Raw genomic sequence first — 20,479 nt, 5'->3', positions numbered from 1 at the left:
TTGCAGGAGGCCAGGATGAAACCCGTCGAACCTTTTTTCCGGGACTCAGGCGTGGGCCCGGGTGTTGTTTGCTTTCATGCCAATGCGAGTCACTCGGTGCAGTGGCGTGGACTGCAAGATCACCTGGCCGCAACGTTTCGGGTTCTGGCGCTCGATTCGTTTGGCGCCGGCAAGAGCCCGGCGTGGCCCACCGATCGAATTGTCACCCTCAGTGAAGAAGCGCGCTTCGCCGAGCCGGTGCTCGCCCGCGCCGGTGAACCGCTCATTCTGGTCGGTCACTCTTATGGTGGGGCGGTGGCGTTGATCGCGGCGTTGCAGAACCCCGGCCGGGTGCGCGCCATGGCGTTGTATGAGCCAACATTATTTGCCCTGCTCGACGCCGAATCGCCCCCACCCAATGAGGCGGATGCCATCCGTGAAGTCGTCGCAGACGCCGGGCTGGCGCTTGAAGCGGGTAACCTGGACGCAGCGGCCCAGCACTTCATTGACTACTGGATGGGTGCCGGGGCCTGGGAGCAAACCCCGGAACAACGCAAGCCCTCCATCGCCGCCGCGGTCGCCAATGTGCAGGGCTGGGCTCACGCCTTGTTGAACGAGCCAACGCCATTGCAGGCGTTCGGCTCGCTCAACCTGCCGGTGCTTTTCATGGTCGGCAAGGACTCACCGGCATCGTCACGGGCAGTGGCGCGGCTGCTGACCGGCGCACTGCCGAACGTTGAAGTGGTAGAACTCGAGGGGCTCGGTCATATGGGGCCGATTACGCATCCCGAGATCGTCAATCAGGTCATCGTGAAATTTATTGAGCGCAGTTGACCTGATTCCACACCGTTACAGCGCAGGACGCTGCAGGTTGACCCATTCCTGCACCGCAGGCCGCTGCCATTGACACTGCGCGTATTCCACCAGCGCGGGTGGCACGGTGTCACCATTGAGTATCAGCCGGTTGAGCATCAAGGCCAGGTCCACATCGGCGATCGACCATAGCCCGAACAAGTTCTCGCGGCCGTCAGCCAGTAGCGCTTGCGCGGCACCGATCAGCTTGCGCGCGGCCGACTCGGCAGCGGGCGACAAGGGCGCTGATTTGAGGCCATAAAACACCACCAGTGTGGATCGCTCCTGCCGAATGGGTAGCAGGTCACTGCGCAGCCACGCCTGGACTTGTCGTGCCTTCGCGCGTTGCATCAGGTCTTGCGGGTAGACCGGCGTCTGGGGGAAAACGTCTTCCAGGTATTCAGTAATCGCCGACGATTCAGACAAGGCAAAATCGCCATGCACCAGCGTCGGTACGCGCTGGGTCAGCGAGAGGCTGGCATAGTCTTCTGACTGGTTTTCGAACGCGTCGAGGTCCAGCGGGCTCAGTTCGAATTCGATGCCCTTTTCGCGAAGGGCCACGAAAACCGACATGGCATAAGGACTGGTGAATTGAGCATCAACGTACAGGCGCAGGCGGGAATCATTCACGGGGGTCATCTCCATATGGGGAGCAGACACGCTACGAGATCCAGAGTCATAAAGAAAATTCATGATTTTTATGGGGGCATTCCTGAGCGGAATACCTGCGATTGAAAAGCCGCTCAGCTCGCACTCGGTTGAAACTTCTTCCGGTAAGCCGCTGGAAGCAGGCCCACTCGCTGCCGAAAAAGCCTGCGAAAGGAGTTGCCATCCTCGTAGCCGACTTTGTAAGTGATGCTGTCCAGCGTCATTCGTGTTGATTCAAGCAGCTGCTTTGCCCTCTCCACGCGTAGCGCTTGCAGGTAGGTCAGCGGCGTATAACCAGTGGCTTCCTTGAAACGCCTTTTGAAGTTCCTGACGCCGAACCCGAATCGCTGGGCCACGTCATTGATCAACAGCGGCTGATGAAAGTGATCCTCCAGCCAATCTTGAACTCGCAGGATATCGCCATCCCCATGGTTCTTCGGCAGTGACCACATGACATAGACCGATTGCTCGCTACGCACGTTGTCGACCAACAAGTATTTGCCACACTTCTGCGCCAACTCCAGGGAAGCGAACCGGCGGATGAGGTGCAGCAAAAGATCCATGGCAGCGCTCGCACCCCCGCAGGTAATGACGCGATTGTCCTCGCAAAGGATTTGCGCCTCCTCCAGACAGACCGCGGAATACCGACGGCGAAAAAGATCGGCAAATGCCCAATGCGTGGTGGCACGAATACCGTCCAGCATTCTCGCTTCGGCCAGCATGAACGCTGCTGTACACATTGAAGCCACAACGGCACCTTGCGCGTGCTGTTGGCGCAGCCACGGCCCATAACCTGGAAATGCAGGCAAGGCGTCCTTCAACGTGAAGAGGAATCCCGGGATCACCACCAGATCGGTTCGGCAGATTTCGTCGATGGATCGGTCTACGTGTAGCGTCTGCCCGCCCCACGCGGCAACGTCACCGCCATCCAATGAGGCAACGACCACATCAAACGGCGCACTGGTGGTGTCGGCGAACAGGTTGGCGGCACTGAGCACCTCCAGCGCCAAGGTAGTGCTGGCGGCGGAACATTGATCAGCCAATAGCAGAGTAACGTGCATGAATGAATGATCCATATTGCGCTTTTCGCATGAAAAAAGTCATTTGTGCACCTACCTTATCCGATTTTTCCGCCCTAAAGTGCACCGCTCTACTCCAGCCCTCGGCGTACTTATGAATCTCTGGTTTCGACTTATCCTCATGCTGTTTCGTCGCCCATGGCGCAAGCCGGTTGATGCGCTGGCCACTACCGTCATCCGCATGCGCGTCTGGCCGCTCGATCTCGACCTCAACCGGCACGTCACCAATGGCCGCTATTTCACCTTGGCCGACGTGGGCCGCATGGACTTCGTCCTGCGCAGCGGTGCCTATCGAGTGGCCCTGCGTAACAAAGCGGTGCCGATCGTTGGGGATACCTGGGGCAAGTTTCGTCGTGAGCTGAAGCTGTTCGAATCATTTGAGATTCATACCCGAATACTCGGCTGGGACGAGAAGTGGAGCTTGATGGAACACCGCTTCGTGAGCAAAGGACGGGTGATTGGCGTCGTCATCATGCGGGGTCTGTTCCGCGCGGCCAAAGGCACGGTCCCACCTGCCGAGTTTGTCCGGGAGCTGGGATTGGCCGAACAGTCACCCGAGATGTCGCCGTGGCTGACAGCCTGGTCGCAAAGCTGCGACGACATGAGCCGCCAACTCCGAGAGGAAGAAGGCCTGGCGCCTCAGGTTCATCCTGTCTCCGAACCCTAACAGGCGGCCAAATAGAAGCTAATATTTCTCTGAATCCCCTGCCAAGGACTGCAACCATGAGCCGGCTCGAGCTACTGACCAAATGGAATCGCATGATCGTTCGGTTGCAGATCGAACACGAAATCAGTGCCCGGGATTTCGAGAAATTCAGTTGGAAACTGGGCATCCCCTGCGTTGTTCTGTCGGCGATCGTCAGCGCCAGTGTCTTTGGCTCGATCAGTGACTCCTCGCCCGTATGGCTCCAATACGTAGCCGGCGTCCTGTCACTCCTGACCCTGGTGTTGAGTTCGGTTCAGACCTTCCTGAACTTTGACACCCGGGCTGCCGGGCACAAGGACACCGCCGAGAAACTCGGGGCGATATCGCGTGAGATTCAGGACGAAATCGCCAGCGGCAAGGACGAAGCGATCCTGGGCCCAATCGTTTTGGACATCCGCAAGCGCATTGATTCGATTCTTCTTGATGCCCCGACCTTGCCCAAGTCGACGATCAGAAAACTGGGGGATGTTCGCGTCCATACAGAGACACCGCCAATAGAGCAAGACACCGTCCCGGCTTGATTAAAGGCCTGACTCTGGTCCGCAACATCGTGAAAGGAGGCGTTTGAAATGCAACTCATCACGTTGAAAATCGACAAGCCGCAAGAGACGAACTTCATTTTGGGCCAGACGCACTTCATCAAGTCCGTCGAGGACATCCACGAAGCGTTGGTCAACGCCGTGCCAGGTATCCAGTTTGGTGTGGCCTTTTGTGAAGCCTCCGGTAAATGCCTGGTGCGATGGTCCGGCACCGATACCGCCATGATCGAACTGGCGCAGAAAAATGCGCAAGCCATTGCCGCAGGCCATAGCTTCATCATTTTTCTGGGCGACGGTTTCTATCCGCTGAACGTTTTGAACACCGTCAAAATGGTTCCAGAGGTGTGCCGCATTTTTTGTGCAACGGCCAATCCAACCGAAGTGATTCTTGCTGAGACGGAACAGGGACGAGGGATTCTGGGCGTGGTGGATGGCTTCTGTGCCAAAGACATTGAAGGTGATGAAGACATTCTGTGGCGCAAGAACCTGTTGCGGCAGATCGGCTACAAGTTGTGATTTGAGTCTGTGTAAACGAAGTCAGTTAAGCCGTAATGCGATCCGTAGCAGCTGCCGAAAGCTGCGTTCGCTGTAGCAGCTGTCGAGCTCCAGCGAGGCTGCGTTCGGCTGCGAAGCAGTCGTGAATCCGGCTGACGCGGTTTGCCTGACGCAGCGCAATCTCTGGTTTTACGACTGCTGCGCAGCCGAACGCAGCCTCGCAAACTCGACAGCTGCTACAAGGAGTGCGCCGCGGCTGAAATTGCTCATTACGCCTAGGCTTTTAGGCTCACCTGCCCGAATTCTGCACAAGTTGCTCAACGAAGAACTCCACATGCCCTCTCGGATGAGTCGGCAATGGCCAGGTGTCGACGTTGTGAGCCAGGGCCTGGAAGGCTTGAGCGCATTTGGAACGGGGGAAAGCTTCAAACACCGCACGCCCCTTCTGCACGGCTTTATGCGCACATTCGTCATTCGGCACCGCGCCGACGTATTGCAGAGAGACGTCCAAGAACATATCGGTAATCTTTTCCAGCTTGGCAAACAGATTACGGCCCTCCGACGGACTGCCCGTCATGTTGGCCAGCACGCGAAACCGATGCAGGCCGTAGTTCAGGTTGAGCAATTTGATCAGCCCGTAGGCACCGCTGATTGAGGTGGGTTCATCGCATACAACTATTATCACTTCCTGCGCCGCACGGATGAAATTGACCACTGAGCCACCAATACCCGCGGCCGTATCGATGATCAGCACATCCAGCTTATCGCCAATGTCGCTAAAGGACTGGATCAGCGCACGGTATTGCGCCGGCTCCAGATGAATCATGCTCTGCAAACCCGAAGAGGCCGGGGCAACACGAATACCTCCAGGCCCCGGCAACAGCGCGTCGGACAGCTCACAACGTCCTTCGATGACATCGGCCAGTGTGTAGCGCGGAGTCAGCCCCAACAGAATATCGATATTCGCCAGGCCCAGATCGGCGTCCAGCAATACGACGCGCCGCCCCATTTTTGCCAGCGCCAACGAAAGGTTAACCGCCACCGTTGTCTTGCCCACGCCACCTTTACCGCCCGTTACAGCGACAACTTGCACGCAATGCACATCATCCATTTTGTCTTCCCTTCCTTGCGCATTGTGTGCCAGTACGAAATGGCACCATCTTGATACCGGAAGAATAGCTGAAAAGCGCAAAATAGCCGCGTTGCCTTCCGACGAGAGGCACTTCGCCACATGCCATCGACCGTTTTACTGAAAAACGCCGTTAATGACACTGCGCTCCTGAATGCTCACTGGCAGATGAACCAATACCCAGACGTCTAAATCCAGACGTCATTGATTGCGGTTCTTTCTCCGTCCTGATCGCCGGTATTCATCACGCCACGCGGCTCGATCAGTAGCATCTTCACCTCTCGATCAGCATAAGGCTTGTGTTCTACCCCCTTGGGGACGACGTACATTTCTCCCTGCCTTACCACGACGGCGCCCTCTCGAAAATCAATGCGAAGTTCCCCTTCGAGAACGATGAAGGTTTCATCGGTATCGGCATGGGAATGCCAGACAAAGTCGCCTTCGATTTTCACCACCTTGAACTGGTAATCGTTCATTTCGGCAATGACCTTGGGTGCCCATTGCTCACTGAACAAAGCAAATTTTTCGGCAAAGTTAATCGCGGTGCAGGTCGTTACGCCGGGTTGGGAATGCATGTGGGTCGCCCTTTCTAGCCAAGTTATCGAGTTCTGACTTTAGGAGAGGAGCAGCGCTGCGTATTGCATGATTGTGCAAGTAGCCCGACAACATTCTCAAGCAAGACCCAGCCGCTTCATCCACCGGCCGGGAGAGACGCCGTAGGTCTGGACGAACTGACGCGTCATGTGGCTTTGATCGAAAAAGCCTGCGGATACGGCCGCCTCCGCCATCGAGTAGCCCCCGAGCATCAGTGCTCTTACCAGATCGAGGCGTCGTTGAGTCATGTATCGATAGGGGCTCGTGCCGTACAGCGCACGAAAATCACGGCTCAGGCTCCAGCGGTCTCGGCCACTCGCCTGCGCTAACTCCTCCAGGGTAATGACGCGATCCAGCGACTCATGAATAAGCGCACGCGCGCGCTCGGCCGCTGCAAAATCAAACGACTTGCGCCGCCCGCGTTGACCGCAGAGCACATCCAGCGCTTGCGCGAGGTCATAAATGGCATCGTCTTCTTCCAGAGGTTCGATGCAAGCGTCGAGGTTTTGCAGCAGCACCTGGGTCGCGGCACCAAGCCGTGGGTCGCTGGATAAACCACCCTCGATGAAGGGCAAGGGCTTGCCGCCCAATACTTGCTGAATCAAGGCAGGTTCGACGTAGATCATTCGATAATGAAAACCCGCTTCGGTACCGGCTTCACCGTCATGCACCTCGTCCGGATGCAAAACGATGGTTTTTCCGGGCAGGCTGTGACGCTTGGCGTTGCGGTACTGAAAGCTTTGTACACCCGACAGCGTTCGTCCGATGGCGTACGTATCGTGGCGATGCGGCGTAAACCCATGGCCGCCAAAAAAGGCTTCGATACGCTCCATCTTCAACGGCTGAGCCGAGCGCTTTACCCAATCCATGTCGCCCCTGGTTTTAGTCATGTCCCTGTACCGCCCGAATGATGTCAGCACGGTACCAGTCCGGACGCCTGATGTCCTTGAGTGACTAGCCTGAATCCCCCCACGGCCTCGTCGTTAAATTTGTCTCTTCCCGTCGTGAACCAGTCTTCAGACCCGCAGTCTTAGCCGTGCCGTAAAAGAAGCTCACCCAACGAAGCGCTCCTACGGTCATTGCTCGTTCCTATCCCCCCCTTTCGTCGTCATCTCATCAGAGCTGTCCGTTCATGCGCCCAACCGTCCGCCGCTGTCGCTTTATCTCTCTGTGCCTGATGCCTTTGCTTCCGTTACTCGTCAGCCCCGCCCATGCAAGTGGAGAGCGGCAACTGGTGGAAGTCATCAACGACTACCGCGCCGATCCCGATCGCTGCGCAGGGCGTTCGGTCAAGCCGTTGCGGCCGCTGTCGCTGAAATCGAACCTGGCCTTGCCGGTCGGCTATGGCGGCGGTTTGCGCAGTGCCTTGAAAGCTAAAGGCTATCAAGCGGTGACGGTGCGCACCATTCGCCTGGTCGGCGCACAAGATGCCGATGAGGCGTTTGACATGCTTGAGAGCGACTATTGCGGTGCGCTGCTCGATGCCCAGTACGCCGACATCGGCGTCACTCGCGCCCGCAGCGAATGGCAAGTGGTGCTTGCACAACCGGTGCTCGATGGGCGTATCGGCGATTCGCGAGCAACGGGTAAGACGTTGCTGGCCGAGGTCAATGCGGCACGGGCCAGGCCGCGGCTCTGTGGGCGCCAGCGCTTCGCCGCCGCACGACCATTGACCTGGAATGCGGCTTTGGGGGCCGCCGCACAAGGGCACAGCAAGGCGATGGCCTACGGCAATTACTTCGCCCACCGCGATCCTGATGGTGATATGCCGGCAGATAGAGCCCGAGCTGCCGGCTACCGGGGCCGGCAGATCGGCGAGAACATCGCCGCCGGGCAAGGTTCGCCGAGCAAGGCGATGGCCGGCTGGCTGGCCAGCCCCGGGCATTGCGCCAACCTGATGAACCCGATGTTTACTCAGGTGGGCGCGGCCTACGCCGCCGATTCGCGCAGTGACAAGGGTGTTTATTGGACGATGCTGTTTGGCGCGCCTTGAGAACAGCAGTCAATCCTGAATCCGTAGGAGCCGGCTTGCCGGCGAAGGCGTCGCCATGGGCGCTGCACGACGTGAGGCCGTCTTCGCTGGCAAGCCAGCTCCTACCCATTTGTGCACCCACCGTTATTGTGTGAACACCGCCGAACTTCAAATACTCGACGGCGCTGCCACGCGTTGCCGCCCTTTGAAGGCCAGCGAAAAACAGAAAAATATCGCCAACGCGAACCCGGCCGGGAACAGCCAGATGTTTTTCCAGTCATGGCTGTCAGCCGATGCATAGTGATCGGTGACCGTCCCGGCCACCCAAAAGCCAATCAGCATGCCCAAGCCGTACGTCGCGAGCGTGATCAACCCTTGCGCGGAGCTTCTGAATCGCTCCGAGGCTTTGGCATCGGTATAGATCTGTCCTGAGACAAAGAAGAAGTCGTAGCAGATGCCGTGCAGAGCGATGCCGGTGAACAACATGAAGGCGAGGTCGCCGTTGTTACCGTAGGCGAACAACAAGTAGCGCAACGCCCACGCCAGCATCCCCACCAACAGCGCGATTTTGATGCCGAAACGCTGGATGAACAGCGGCAATAGCAACATGAACAGCACTTCCGAGACTTGCCCGATCGCCATCTTGGCGGTTGGATTGGTCACGCCGATTTCCGCCAGAAACGGGTTGGCATTCTGGTAATAAAACGCCAACGGAATGCAGATCAAAATAGAGGCGATGAAGAACACCAGGTAACTGCGGTCCTTCAACAAACCCAAGGCATCCAGCCCCAGCATTTGCTTTAGGCCGACGCTGCCCGGCTCAGGTTTGAGCGGCGCGGTACGCGGCAGGCTGAAGCTGTAGAGCCCGAGTACGAGGGAGGCGATGGCCGACATCAGAAACGTGTTGCGCAAGCCACCCGATGAGATCGCGTGTTGCGAATCCCAGGCAAACACAAAGCTGATCACCACGCCCGCCACAATCCAGCCGATGGTGCCCCACACTCTGATCCGCGAGAACTCCAGGGCCGGGTCGCGCATCTGCCGGAACGCCACCGAATTCACCAATGCCAGTGTCGGCATGTAGATCATCATGTAGGCCAGCACGAACGGGTAAAAGGCACTGAAGTCAGGCGCTCGATAGAGTTGCAACAGCAGCACCGCGCCGATCAGATGCAACACCGCAAGGATGCGCTCGGCATTGAAGTAGCGGTCGGCAATCAAACCGATCACAAAGGGCGCGATGATCGCACCCCAGGACTGCGTCGAGAACGCCATGCCGATCTGCCCGCCACTGGCCCCAAGATTACTGGAGAGGAAGGTGCCGAGGGTCACGAACCATCCGCCCCAGATAAAGAACTGCAGGAACATCATTACGCTTAATCGCGCAGTCATCGTGGTCATATCAGTCACCGTCTTATTGTTTTTTTGCGGAGAGAGGAACGAACAAGGTTGTATTCAGGCGTCGGGCAAACCCAGCAGTCGACGATTGAAACCTTCGTCGGACGTCACGCTGGCGAAATCGTCGAACGCCTTTCGAGTCTTGGTGATCATGTGCTGCTGGATAAAGGCCGCGCCTTCTGCGGCGCCCTGCTCCGAATCCTTCAGGCAACATTCCCATTCCAGAACCGCCCAGCCGGCAAAGTCGTACTGAGTCAGTTTGCTGAAAATCGATTTGAAATCGATCTGCCCATCGCCCAAGGAACGGAAGCGGCCAGGCCGCTCGACCCAACCTTGATAACCGCCGTAGACACCCGAACGGGCATCGGGCCGGAACTCGGCGTCCTTGACGTGGAACATGCGGATGCGCTCGTGGTAGCGATCGATGAAGCCCAGATAGTCCATTTGCTGAAGCAGCAGATGGCTCGGGTCGTAGAGAATCGCGGCGCGCGGATGGTGATCGACGGCCTCAAGGAAACGCTCGAACGAGGCGCCGTCGTGCAGGTCTTCGCCGGGATGGATCTCGTAACAGAGATCGACTCCAGCCTCTTCGAAACAATCGAGGATCGGCAGCCAGCGCTTGGCGAGTTCGGCAAAACCCTGCTCGACCAGACCGTTCGGGCGTTGCGGCCACGGGTAGATATAGGGCCAGAGCAGCGCACCGGAAAACGTCGCGTGCGCCTTCAACCCCAAGCGCTGACTGGCACGTGCGGCGAGCTTCAACTGATCGATGGCCCACTCGGTGCGTGCCTGAGGCTGGCCGCGCAAATGCGCGGGGGCGAAGTCATCGAACAACGTATCGAACGCCGGATGCACCGCCACCAGTTGGCCCTGCAGATGCGTCGACAGCTCGCTGATTTCGACACCTGCCTGGGCGCAGACGGCTTTCAACTCGTCACAATAATCCTGACTGTCGGCGGCGCGCGCCAGGTCGATGTACTGCGTGCCCAGGGTCGGCAATTGAATGGCTTTGTAACCCTGCGCTGCGGCCCAGCGGGCAATGTTGGCGAGCGTGTCGAAGGGCGCTTCGTCGGACATGAACTGCGCGAGGAAAATACCCGGGCCGCGCAGGCCTGCCGGTGTTGGGGAGGTGTGGTTCACGGGAGGGTTCTGCGGATTCATGGATTGCACACCAGTTCGGTCCACTTCGCGTCGCCGCGATGATTGGCGATCACTGCCTCGATGAACGCCATGCCACGCAACCCGACGTCGATGCCCGGCACGCCGGGGGCATCGTTGCCTTCGACGTTGCTGCGGATCGCGGTGGCGAAATCACCATAGAGATTGGCCATGGCCTCGAGATAACCTTCGGGATGCCCTGCCGGCAAACGCATGCGCTGGCTGGCGGCCTCGCATAGCCAGGACTGACCGACACCGGAACGAAGGATGCTCAACGGTTGATCGAGGGAACGATGGATCAGGCTTGCGGGCTCTTCCTGACGCCACTCCAGCCCGCCCTTGTCGCCATAGACGCGGATCTTCAACGGGTTCTCTTCGCCGGCGCAGACCTGGCTGGCGATCAATACCCCGCTGGCCCCGGCGGCCATCTTGAACAGCATCGCCGCGTCATCGTCCAGTTGTCGCCCGGCAACGTGCGCACCCAAGGTTGCGCACACCTGTTCGATGGGTTGGTCCGCGACGAATTCGGCCAGTGAAAAGGCATGGGTGCCGATGTCGCCAATACAGCCGCCCAGCCCGGACTGCTCAGGCTGATCGCGCCAACTTGCCTGCTTGTTACCCTGCCCGGCCACATCCCGGCTCAGCCAGCCCTGCGGGTACTCGACGATGACCTTGCGCACAGCACCGATCACCCCGGTACGCACCATCTTGCGCGCCTGCCAGACCATCGGATAACCCAGATACGTGTGGGCCAATCCATAGAGGCGGTCACTGCTTTTCACCACTGCCTTGAGCGCCAGCAACTCGGACAGATTCAGTGCCGCGGGCTTTTCGCTGAACACATGAAAACCCGCATTCAGTGCCTGGCTGGCGATCGGCGCATGCAAGTGATTGGGCGTGACGATGACCAACAGCTCCATGCGCTGATCGGCAGGCAGTGCACGCTCGCTATCCAGCATCTGCTGCCAGTCGCTGTAGCAGCGTGAGGCGGACAACCCCAGCGCGACGCCGGTGTCCTGATTGTTGCGAGCGTCTCGGCTGAAGGCACCGCACACCAGTTCAAAACGACCATCGAGGCCGGCGGCCTGGCGGTGGGCTTTGCCGATGAAAGCACCCTCGCCGCCCCCGACAAACCCCATTCTTATTTTTGCCATTGCAACATTCATCGCGAATTTTCTCTTGTTCGGGGCAGATTAACGCTCAGGTTTGACTATGATGTAACCGGTTACATCATGCCGGAAATTTAGGCTCAGTTACTTCAGGTGTCAAACCTTGGATTAAAAATGAAGGTCATTTCAGCGCACGGCCGGACTGCGGTAAGCTCGCCGGCCACGTTTACATCTGCCGGTTCGATAACGAGGTCGTCTTGTCCAATATCCGTGAAGTAGCCCGGCTGGCCGGCGTCTCGGTGGCCACCGTGTCCCGAACGCTGAAGTCGCCCGAGCGCGTACTCCCCGACACCCGGGACAGAGTCAACGCAGCCGTGGAACAGGCTGGCTACCGGCCGAACCTCATGGCTGTGCAGTTTCGTTCGCGCAGAACCGGCAATCTGGTGATTCTGGTCCCGGCCATCGCCAACACGTTTTTCGCACGGGTGATCAGCGGCGCCCAACAGGCGGCACAGACGGCCGGTTACCGCCTGCTGCTGTGCGACACCCAGGGCCGCGAGGAAATCGAACGGGAATTTGCCGCGCTGGTGTACGCCCACCAAGCCGACGGCGTGATTCAGTTGCGCGCCTACGACCCGTTTGAATCGCCTTTTCCCCACGGCGAGTCACTGCCCTTGGTCAACGCCTGCGAGGTGATTCAAGGCGGGCGGCACCCGACGATCAGCCTCGACAACCGGGCAGCGGCCAAGGCCATGACAGAGCATCTGATCGATCTGGGCCATCGCCGGATCGGCCTGATCAAAGGCCCGAAAAGCAGCCCGCTCACCCGCGACCGCGTGGCCGGTTATCAAGATGCATTGCACCAGGCCGGTATCGAGTCGGACCCGCAATTGATCTGCCACGGCGACTTCACGTTGCAGGCCGGTTTTGATGGCGCGGGAATGCTGCTGGATTTGGCCGACCGTCCGACCGCATTCTTTTGCGAAAACGATGAAATGGCGATCGGTGCCTTGAAGCGCATCAAACAACAGGGTTTGCGGGTACCCGACGATATTTCGTTGGTCGGTTTCGATGACATCCCGTTCGCGGCCTACTGTGATCCGGCGTTGACGACCATTGCGCAACCCGCCGAAATCTTCGGCCAAAAGGCTGTTGAAATGCTGATCGCCCTCATTGAAAAAAGGCCCATCCCGGAGCGCCATGTGGTGCTGCCGTTCACATTAACCGTGCGTAACAGTACGACCGCCCGAAAGGGATGAGGGAGAGATCATGGACATCAAAACCGACCTGCAACGCATCGCGCTCCAGGAAGAAACCCTGAGGTTCGAGCGCTTCGACAAAGCGACGGCCTGGGACTTGGGCACCCGTTTGAAAACCGCCTGCGAAGAGCAAGGCGTGTCCGCCACGATTGAGGTCAGGCTGGCGCGGGACACGGTGTTTTTCTACTCGATGCCAGGAACCTCCGCCAGCAATGCCGACTGGGCACGACGCAAGCGAAATGTCGTGGAACTGATGGAACTCAGCTCATACCGCGTAGGCCTGTCCTTCAAGCTTCAGGGCGATTCACTCGAAGGTTTGATGGGGTTGCCGCTGCGTGATTACGCCGATCATGGCGGTAGCTTTCCGGTGTCGGTCAAGGGCGTGGGGTGCATTGGCGCCGTCACCGTTTCAGGGCTGCCCCAGCGCGAGGATCATGCCTTGGTGGTTCAGGTGTTGGCACAGATGTGTGGGGTCGAGCCGAGCGAACTTGCGCTTGAGGGCGAGTAACCTGCAGTCACCGCCGAATCTTACCCATCAATGCCCGCGCCGCAGGCGGGCATTGGAGTCTCCCAACTGATCGATTACTTCGGTTGCGCCACCGTGCGCAAATAAGGTTTCAGTGTCTTGAAGCCATCCGGATATTTCTTCCTGGCGTCCTCATCGGAGACCGAAGTGGGAATGATCACGTCCTCGCCCGGACGCCAGTTCACCGGGGTGGCGACGGTGTGCTTGGCATTCAACTGCAAAGAATCGAGCAGTCGCAGTACTTCATCGAAGTTGCGCCCGGCACTCATCGGGTAGATCAGCATCGCCTTGACCTTTTTGTCCGGGCCGATGATGAACACTGAACGCACCGTCGCGTTGTCAACGGCAGTCCGTGCGCCGCCACTGGCATTCGGATGAATCATGTCGTAGAGCTTCGCCACCACCAGGTTCTCGTCCCCGATCATCGGATAGTTGACCGCATGCCCCTGGGTCTCTTCGATGTCTTTGGCCCAGGTCTGGTGGTTACTGACAGGGTCGACGCTGAGCCCGACGATCTTGGTGTTGCGCTTATCGAACTCTGGCTTGAGCCCCGCCATGTAGCCAAGCTCAGTGGTGCACACCGGGGTGAAGTCCTTGGGATGCGAAAACAGGATCGCCCACTTGTCGCCGATCCACTCGTGGAAATGCAGCGGGCCTTCGGTGCTTTCGACGGTAAAGTCCGGTGCTTCGTCGCCAATACGGATTGCCATGTTCGTTCTCCTTACTGTTGAGTCGTGGGGAGCCGCTGGCTGCTGTGCCAACGGCCTTCAGGATCTGCGTTGAACCTGTCAACGCGGATCAGTATAGGAGACGCTTGAACATAAGGCAGTTATCGCCGCGCCCACACTGCAGCCCTTGATCGACGTGGCCTTCAAGCCTTCGCGTTACCTTCGACCGACACCGCAAGCCCGGTTGTCCTGGCCACCCAGTAGTAGAGAATGCCCGGCACCACCAGCCCGACGATCCAGGAAATATCGACACCGCCAAGCTGCGCGACCATCGGTCCGGAATAGAAGTGAGTGTCGACAAAAGGCAGCTGAACCAGCACACCGAAGACATACACGCTGATCCCCAACACATTCCAGCGCCCATAACGCCCCGCCGGGTCGGACAACGCGGGAATGTCATAACGCTCTTTGTTGATGAAGTAATAATCCACCAGGTTGATCGCGCTCCACGGCGTGAAGAAGGTCAACAAAAACAGAATGAAGTATTTGAACGTCGTGAGAAACGAGTGCTGCCCCAGCAGTGCAAGCGCGGTGGACGCGCCGACAATCGCCAGCACAAACAGCATGCGTTTGCCGGCGGATATCTCGAAGCCTCGACGGAAGCCGCTGATAATGGTGGCCACGCACATGAAGCTGCCATAAGCGTTGAGGGTCGACACCGTGACCTTGCCGAACACCACGCTCAAGTACAGCAAGGAAGCGATCACCCCGGTACTGCCCAACCCAACGATGGTGGCGACTTCATGCCCGCGAAAACCCGTGCCCGCCAACGCAGCGGCGAATACCCCCAGCACCATGGACGCTTGAGCGCCCAGCACCGTTCCCAGGCCTACGGCGGTGAACGTCTTCCAGGACGAGGTCTTGCTCGGCAGGTAGCGTGAGTAGTCGGCCACATAAGGGCCAAACGCGATCTGCCAGGATGCGGAAAGGGATACCGCCAGCAGGAAAGTGCTCCAGCCGAAATGGCGATTTTGCAGCAACAGACCGATGTCGTTGAGCGTCATCAACCGGGTAAACAGATACACGAAAGCAATGATGCCCAGCACGCTGGCCACCCGACCGACCAAGTGGATGACCCGATAACCGAAGATCGTCAGAAACGCGATGCAGGCGGCGAAAATCAGGATGCCGGCGCTGTCGCTGACATCGATCAGCTGGGCAATGGCTTGCCCCGACAATACCGCGCCGGTGGCGCTGAAACCGAGGTACATCAGGCACACCAGCACAATCGGGATCGCCGCCCCATAGACGCCGAACTGCACGCGACTGGAGATCATCTGCGGCAGCCCAAGCTTCGGTCCTTGAGCAGCGTGCAGGGCAACTACTGCGCCGCCGAGCAACTGGCCGATCAGCAAACCAATCAGTGACCAGAACACATCGCCGCCCAGCACCACGGCCAGAGCGCCGGTGACGATCGCGGTGATCTGCAGGTTGGCGCCGAGCCACAGGGTGAACTGGCTATAGAGGCTGCCATGACGCTCGGCCTCGGGAATGTAATCGATTGAACGTGTCTCGATCAGGGGACTTCGCTGCTGACTATCGCTGACCTTGGTCATTACGGTGTTCTCTTCTGAGGGGGCAGACGGGCAAGGGGTTTCAAGTCGAATACTGTTTTGTGGCGAGCGAGCTTGCTCGCGCTCGACTGCGCAGCAGTCGCAAAATCGCATTGTTGTCAGAATTTTGGGGCCGCTTCGCAGCCCAACGGGAGCAAGCTCCCTCGCCACAATTGATCGCTGCCCCTGGACTTCTGTTAACTGACTGACAGGACTTTTAACGCTTAGAAGGCCTTGCTGGCACTGGCCACCACGGTGGCAGTGCATAGATCGTCATAGCCGTACCAGCTCGCGCATTCGCTTTTCGACAGGTCGGTATCGACGTAACTAAGTCCCCAGGTCACGCCCACGAAATCACGGGTCAATTTGGCTTCCCACTCGGTGTAGGCATCACGGCTTTCACCGTTGGCGGACCAGAAAGCCGGGTCTTTGACATCGTTGCGACCCACGCGCAGGTCCAGGCCGATCTCGGCCGGCAATTCGATTTTGTAGCTGAGGTAGGTGTAAAGGGTGTCCTGGTCCTCGCCAAAGAAGTTCGGCGTATCGTTTGAGTAGTTGGCGCCGAGCTTCACGCCATAAACGTCAAGGATGGCGTAGACCTCACTCATGTTGAATTGGCCTTCCTTTGGATAGTCGTACTTGAGGTACCCCAGATCGAGACTGATTGCTTCGGTCGCCTGCCAGTAGTAGCCCGCGTAGTACTCGAGTTCCTGCCGGGTTTTGTAGGGGCCGCCGAAATCGACATTCGAGGTCCAGGCGCCAATGTACAAGCCGCTGCTGTGCACCAGCGTGGCGCCGGCCTGAACTGCCGGATCCCCCAGGGTTTGCGAAATGCCACGGGTGCGGTAGTCGCTGACAACGCCCAAGGTCATGTCCAGGCTGAAGTTGTCGTTAAGTGTCAGTGCCTGGCTGGTCAGGGGAGCCAATACAAGGCTGGCAAGGGTCAATGCTGAGCGTACGTTCATACAAGTCTCTTATTTTTATGGATCAGCGGGTGATTTCGGGCATGGCGTTGCCCAGCCCCTCGCAATGCGAGGAGCAGGAGCATTTTTTTCGGTGCTGCCGGCGAGTGGTCGTCAGGACGCGGGCGCGTAAACCTGCTTGCCAGCGAAGAAAGTCTTCAGGACCTTGGTGTCGAACAGTTCGTCGTCGCTGACCTTGAACACATCGCGGTCGAGGATGATCAGATCGGCCTGTTTGCCGGGCGCCAACGAGCCAATCTGTTGATCCAGCCGCAGGACTTTGGCGGCATTGAGGGTGTAGGCGTAGAACATGGTCTGGCGATCAATGCTTTCATTGGCATTCAACACACCCAGCGGCCCTTTACGAGTGCTGGCCTGAGCGATGGCATTCCACGGATTGGGGCTGGACACCGGCCAGTCACTGCCACCGGCGATGAGCGCACCGGCGTTATGCAGAGACCTGGCGGGATACTGATAACCGTAAGCGAACGCGCTGATATACGGCTTGACCAACTCCACCGTGTAAGACTCGCCGGTAGCCCACAGCAGCTGCATGGAAGCGATCACGCCCAGTTGCTTGAAGCGCGGAAATTCCTTTGGATTGACCAGTTGCAGGTGGGTAATGCTGTGGGCCATCGGCGTCGGATTGAGTTTGCGCGCGTATGCAATGCCATTGAGTGACTCACGTACGGCACGGTCGCCGACCGCATGCGTGTGCACAATCCAGTCTCGCTTCTCCGCCGCGACTACCAACTCACCAAAGTGTGCCGGGTCGATCAGCAACTGACCATTTTTGTGACTGTTGGTGAACGGAACAATCACCGCTGCCGTCTGCCCCGGAAACTCCAGAACGCCGTCAGCGAAGACCTTGATGCCAGGGAAGCTCAGGTTGGGCACGCCCTCGAATTTCTTCATCACCTTGGCCAGCACTTCCAGATCGGCTGGCCGACTTTTTGGATTGGCCAGCAGCAGAGCCGCGACGTGGGCATTGAGCTCGCCCTTCTCTGCCAGTTCGCGGTAAAGCGGTAGAACACCGTAACTCTGTTCGGTGGCCTGGAAATCGAACAGCGAATCACCACTTCCGGCATTCGCTGCCGCGTCCATCCAGGCGGTAACGCCATATTGATTATTGACCTTCACCGCCTCGCGGGCGGCCTTCAGCATGACCTCGTTGCCGGGCGCGGGGATCTGACTGCGTACCGTATCCCAGCGCGACTCGGCGAACAAACCATTGGGGGTGAAGTCCGCTGCGTGCCCCACGAAGCTGCGGTCCTGTTCCGACAGGCCTTTTACCAATGCTGCGTCGATCTTCAGACGCTTGAGCATCGCGTTGTTGGCCCAGCCGGTATGCCCGTCAATCCCGCTGAGGACCACCGGTTGGTCCGCCCAGCGTCCCTGATTGAAGCGCTGACCGAGCTCGCGGCTTTTCTCCCAATAGGCCGAACTCACCCCGGCAATGCTGATCACATCACCGGCCCGTGCACGCCCCGCTTCATCCTGCTCGATCACCCATTGCTCGAGTTCCGGCAACGGCTTTACTTCATCCAGCAGGTTGGCCCCTTGGCTGTTGAAGGCCGCAACGACCGGGTGACTATGGGTATCAATCATTCCAGGCATCAATACTTTGCCCGCCAGATCGATTCGTTGCGTCTGGGCGTCGGCCAGGGCGTTGATCTCGGCATCGCTGCCCACTTTAAGAATCTTGCCGTCTTGCACCGCCACTGCCTGAACCAGTGCTTGACCGGGTTCGGCGGTAAAAACCTTGCCGTTGAACAGCACAAGATCAGCGGCGGCCATGGCCTGCACCGAGGAAAGGGCCAGGGCTGCGGCCAACAGGTTGGGAATGAATAATTGCATCGGAACACTCTCTTGTTTTTATTGGGTGGTTCGGGATGTGGAAGCTTGTGACAACGCCTTCGGATCAAGTCCAACGAACGGCGTCTTGGCCCACACGACCTTGCCGCCGACCACTGTCAGCAACACGTCGTTTCGGCCCAGCTCATCCTCTGGCACCTGCATGAAGTTCTTGTCCAACACAATCAAGTCGGCGAACTTGCCCACTTCGACCGAACCGACGACAGCGTCCAGTTTCAGCTGCTCGGCGGCGTTCATGGTGATGGTGCGCAGCACGTCAGTGCGCGACAGCGCCGGGTCGGCATTCAACCTGCCCGCATACTTGGGGCCATAGCTGTGCGGGTTCAGCGGATCGCCCGAGCGGGTGACACCGATCTTCAACGCCAGGAATTCATCGAGCGGGTCGACAGGCCAGTCGCTGCCATAAGCAACCCGACCGCCAGCGCGGCTGATGCTGCCGGATGGCTCCATGCGGGCAAAACGCGCCGGCCCGAGATGATCGCTGGTGCCATCAACCGTGGACGGTGCCTGCTGGGCCCACTGGAACGACATGTTGGCGGTCACATCGAGCGCCTTGAAACGTGCATAGTCGGCGGGGTCCACCGATTCGGCGTGAGTAATGGCCGGACGAAAGCTATTGCCCGGCAGTTGCTGACGCACGTATTCGATACCGTTCAACGAGTCACGCACCGCTCGGTCCCCGGTGGCGTGAAGGTGCGGATCGAGGCCGGCCTGCACCGCTTGCAACAGCAGCGGATTGAGCACTTGCGGCGGGTAGTACAGCTCACCGGCATTCTTGCCAGGCGTCCATTTGGGCGCGGCATCGGTGCCGGCATTGCGCAGGTACGGCGCCAACATTGCCCCGGTATCCGCTGGAGCGTTGATGATGCCGTCCATGAACAATTTGACGTGGCGCATGCTCACGCCCGGCGCGACTTTGGCTTCGCCCTGGTCGTAGGTGTTGGCCAGTGCCTTGGCCTCGGCAATGGTTTTCGCCGGGGCTGCAGCGGCCGCGGCAGGGTCGAGTTTGATCGCCAGCAAGGCCCGTGCGGTCAGCTCGCCCGACTGTTGCAGGGTGGTAAACGCTTTGCCATTTTCAGGTCCCGACAAGGCATCGAAAAAACTGGTGATGCCTTGCTGGCGCATGGCATCGAGCGCCGCGCGGGTCTGGTTGAGTTTTTCTGCGTCGCTGGCTGGCGGCACCACGGCGGCCATGGCATCGGCGGCACCGTCTTCGCAGATACCGGTCGGGTTGCCGGCGCTGTCGCGCACGTACTTGCCATCCCCCGGATTGGCCGTGTGCTTGTTGATGCCGGCAACCGCCAGGCCGCGAGAGTTTGTCAGCACGGTATGGAAGTCGGTAGAACGGACCTGAATCGGGCGATTGGTCTTGAGCGCATCCAGCGTCGACTTGTCGGGATCGCCGTCGAGCCCGGTCATACCCATGCGGTCCCAGCTACCCACTTCAAGCCAGACATCCGGGCCCTTGCTCTTGTCGGCATCCAGACACGCCTGAATGGTTTCCTGGAAAACCTTGCGGGTCATCGTCTGGTATTTCAGGTCGCACAACGTCATGGCGCGACCGCCATCCCCCGGGTGCATGTGCGCATCGACGAAGCCGGGCATCAACATGCGCCCCGCCAGATCGATCAGCTGTGTCTGCGTGCCGATGTACGAGGCAACCCCTTCATCGCTGCCGACATAAACGATCTTCCCGCCCGTGACGGCAATCGCCTGCTGCACGGAGTTCTTGCCATCGACGGTGTAGACAAAGCCGTTGCGCATCACCATGTCAGCCGGTGTCGAACCTTGTGTCTGACACCCCACCAGCGCCATGCAGGAAAATGCCGTTGTCGACGCAACGGCGATAAACAGCCTGGAAAATTTCAACTGCCTCACCTCTATTCTTATAGTTTTGGAAGTGGCCCGAACAGACGGC

At 58.8% G+C, this 20,479-nt stretch carries 20 protein-coding genes; 7 read left to right on the top strand and 13 right to left on the bottom strand.

All coding sequences use genetic code 11. From position 1 onward, the window contains the following. The first annotated feature begins 15 nt into the window (after positions 1–15). Complete coding sequence (locus CKW20_RS12810; protein WP_095053214.1) at positions 16–813, top strand: alpha/beta fold hydrolase; 798 nt, start codon at positions 16–18, stop codon at positions 811–813. Positions 814–828: 15 nt separating this feature from the next. On the opposite strand, the gene yfcF is transcribed toward CKW20_RS12810, so the two are convergent. Both yfcF and CKW20_RS12800 read right to left on the bottom strand, forming a co-directional pair. After that, positions 829–1,461 carry a glutathione transferase gene (gene yfcF / locus CKW20_RS12805; protein WP_095053322.1) on the bottom strand — a complete coding sequence of 211 codons (633 nt, stop codon included), beginning with the start codon at positions 1,459–1,461 and terminating at the stop codon, positions 829–831. Between the two features lie 113 nt (positions 1,462–1,574). Continuing rightward, the gene (locus CKW20_RS12800) at positions 1,575–2,540 is read right to left on the bottom strand and encodes a GlxA family transcriptional regulator (protein ID WP_095053213.1); all 966 of its coding nucleotides are present in this window, start codon (positions 2,538–2,540) and stop codon (positions 1,575–1,577) included. A 112-nt stretch (positions 2,541–2,652) separates the two neighbouring features. Between CKW20_RS12800 and CKW20_RS12795 the strand changes: the two genes are divergently transcribed. From CKW20_RS12795 to CKW20_RS12785, 3 genes are read left to right on the top strand one after another with little or no spacing between them, the layout of a single operon-like run. Further along, positions 2,653–3,225: a thioesterase family protein gene (locus CKW20_RS12795; protein WP_095053212.1), complete on the top strand. Its 573-nt coding sequence runs from the start codon at positions 2,653–2,655 to the stop codon at positions 3,223–3,225. A gap of 56 nt (positions 3,226–3,281) precedes the next feature. Then, positions 3,282–3,785, top strand: a complete 504-nt coding sequence (locus CKW20_RS12790) for an SLATT domain-containing protein (protein ID WP_095053211.1) — start codon at positions 3,282–3,284, stop codon at positions 3,783–3,785. Between the two features lie 48 nt (positions 3,786–3,833). Next, positions 3,834–4,319, top strand: coding sequence for an adenosine-specific kinase (locus tag CKW20_RS12785; protein WP_095053210.1), 486 nt, complete (start codon positions 3,834–3,836; stop codon positions 4,317–4,319). A gap of 268 nt (positions 4,320–4,587) precedes the next feature. On the opposite strand, the gene CKW20_RS12780 is transcribed toward CKW20_RS12785, so the two are convergent. The 3 genes from CKW20_RS12780 to CKW20_RS12770 all read right to left on the bottom strand — a co-directional run bounded on the left by CKW20_RS12780 (position 4,588) and on the right by CKW20_RS12770 (position 6,911). Continuing rightward, positions 4,588–5,409 carry a MinD/ParA family protein gene (locus tag CKW20_RS12780; RefSeq protein ID WP_095053209.1) on the bottom strand — a complete coding sequence of 274 codons (822 nt, stop codon included), beginning with the start codon at positions 5,407–5,409 and terminating at the stop codon, positions 4,588–4,590. Positions 5,410–5,615: 206 nt separating this feature from the next. Beyond that, positions 5,616–6,002 (bottom strand): cupin domain-containing protein, encoded by a 387-nt coding sequence (locus tag CKW20_RS12775; protein ID WP_095053208.1) that lies wholly within the window; start codon positions 6,000–6,002, stop codon positions 5,616–5,618. Positions 6,003–6,098: 96 nt separating this feature from the next. Then, the gene (locus tag CKW20_RS12770) at positions 6,099–6,911 is read right to left on the bottom strand and encodes an AraC family transcriptional regulator (protein ID WP_095053207.1); all 813 of its coding nucleotides are present in this window, start codon (positions 6,909–6,911) and stop codon (positions 6,099–6,101) included. A 242-nt stretch (positions 6,912–7,153) separates the two neighbouring features. On the opposite strand from CKW20_RS12770, the gene CKW20_RS12765 reads away from it, so the two are divergent. Next, positions 7,154–8,014: a CAP domain-containing protein gene (locus tag CKW20_RS12765; RefSeq protein WP_095053206.1), complete on the top strand. Its 861-nt coding sequence runs from the start codon at positions 7,154–7,156 to the stop codon at positions 8,012–8,014. Positions 8,015–8,161: 147 nt separating this feature from the next. On the opposite strand, the gene CKW20_RS12760 is transcribed toward CKW20_RS12765, so the two are convergent. From CKW20_RS12760 to CKW20_RS12750, 3 genes are read right to left on the bottom strand one after another with little or no spacing between them, the layout of a single operon-like run. Beyond that, positions 8,162–9,394: a nucleoside permease gene (locus tag CKW20_RS12760; protein ID WP_095053205.1), complete on the bottom strand. Its 1,233-nt coding sequence runs from the start codon at positions 9,392–9,394 to the stop codon at positions 8,162–8,164. Between the two features lie 54 nt (positions 9,395–9,448). Beyond that, a complete protein-coding gene (locus tag CKW20_RS12755) occupies positions 9,449–10,552 on the bottom strand; it encodes a sugar phosphate isomerase/epimerase (protein WP_095053204.1) in 1,104 nt (367 codons plus the stop codon). Continuing rightward, a complete protein-coding gene (locus CKW20_RS12750; protein WP_371857426.1) occupies positions 10,549–11,715 on the bottom strand; it encodes a Gfo/Idh/MocA family protein in 1,167 nt (388 codons plus the stop codon). Before CKW20_RS12750 ends, CKW20_RS12755 begins: the two co-directional genes overlap by 4 nt. A gap of 200 nt (positions 11,716–11,915) precedes the next feature. Here CKW20_RS12750 and CKW20_RS12745 point away from each other — a divergent pair, with 200 nt between their 5' ends. Beyond that, positions 11,916–12,917, top strand: coding sequence for a LacI family DNA-binding transcriptional regulator (locus tag CKW20_RS12745; protein WP_095053202.1), 1,002 nt, complete (start codon positions 11,916–11,918; stop codon positions 12,915–12,917). A 10-nt stretch (positions 12,918–12,927) separates the two neighbouring features. After that, positions 12,928–13,425, top strand: coding sequence for a heme-degrading domain-containing protein (locus CKW20_RS12740; RefSeq protein ID WP_095053201.1), 498 nt, complete (start codon positions 12,928–12,930; stop codon positions 13,423–13,425). 74 nt (positions 13,426–13,499) lie between these two features. On the opposite strand, the gene CKW20_RS12735 is transcribed toward CKW20_RS12740, so the two are convergent. The 5 genes from CKW20_RS12735 to CKW20_RS12715 all read right to left on the bottom strand — a co-directional run bounded on the left by CKW20_RS12735 (position 13,500) and on the right by CKW20_RS12715 (position 20,430). Next, the gene (locus CKW20_RS12735; RefSeq protein WP_007904854.1) at positions 13,500–14,153 is read right to left on the bottom strand and encodes a peroxiredoxin; all 654 of its coding nucleotides are present in this window, start codon (positions 14,151–14,153) and stop codon (positions 13,500–13,502) included. 161 nt (positions 14,154–14,314) lie between these two features. Next, positions 14,315–15,727 (bottom strand): cytosine permease, encoded by a 1,413-nt coding sequence (locus tag CKW20_RS12730; RefSeq protein ID WP_095053200.1) that lies wholly within the window; start codon positions 15,725–15,727, stop codon positions 14,315–14,317. Positions 15,728–15,948: 221 nt separating this feature from the next. Continuing rightward, positions 15,949–16,689, bottom strand: a complete 741-nt coding sequence (locus CKW20_RS12725) for a TorF family putative porin (RefSeq protein WP_095053199.1) — start codon at positions 16,687–16,689, stop codon at positions 15,949–15,951. Between the two features lie 111 nt (positions 16,690–16,800). After that, on the bottom strand, positions 16,801–18,543 hold the full coding sequence (locus CKW20_RS12720; RefSeq protein ID WP_095053198.1) for an amidohydrolase: 1,743 nt from the start codon (positions 18,541–18,543) through the stop codon (positions 16,801–16,803). Between the two features lie 18 nt (positions 18,544–18,561). Next, the gene (locus CKW20_RS12715) at positions 18,562–20,430 is read right to left on the bottom strand and encodes an amidohydrolase (protein ID WP_095053197.1); all 1,869 of its coding nucleotides are present in this window, start codon (positions 20,428–20,430) and stop codon (positions 18,562–18,564) included. Positions 20,431–20,479 lie beyond the last annotated feature (49 nt).

Source organism: Pseudomonas sp. Irchel s3b2, from assembly GCF_900187445.1.
Lineage (GTDB): Bacteria > Pseudomonadota > Gammaproteobacteria > Pseudomonadales > Pseudomonadaceae > Aquipseudomonas.
This window is presented reverse-complemented; position numbering and strand designations above follow the sequence as displayed.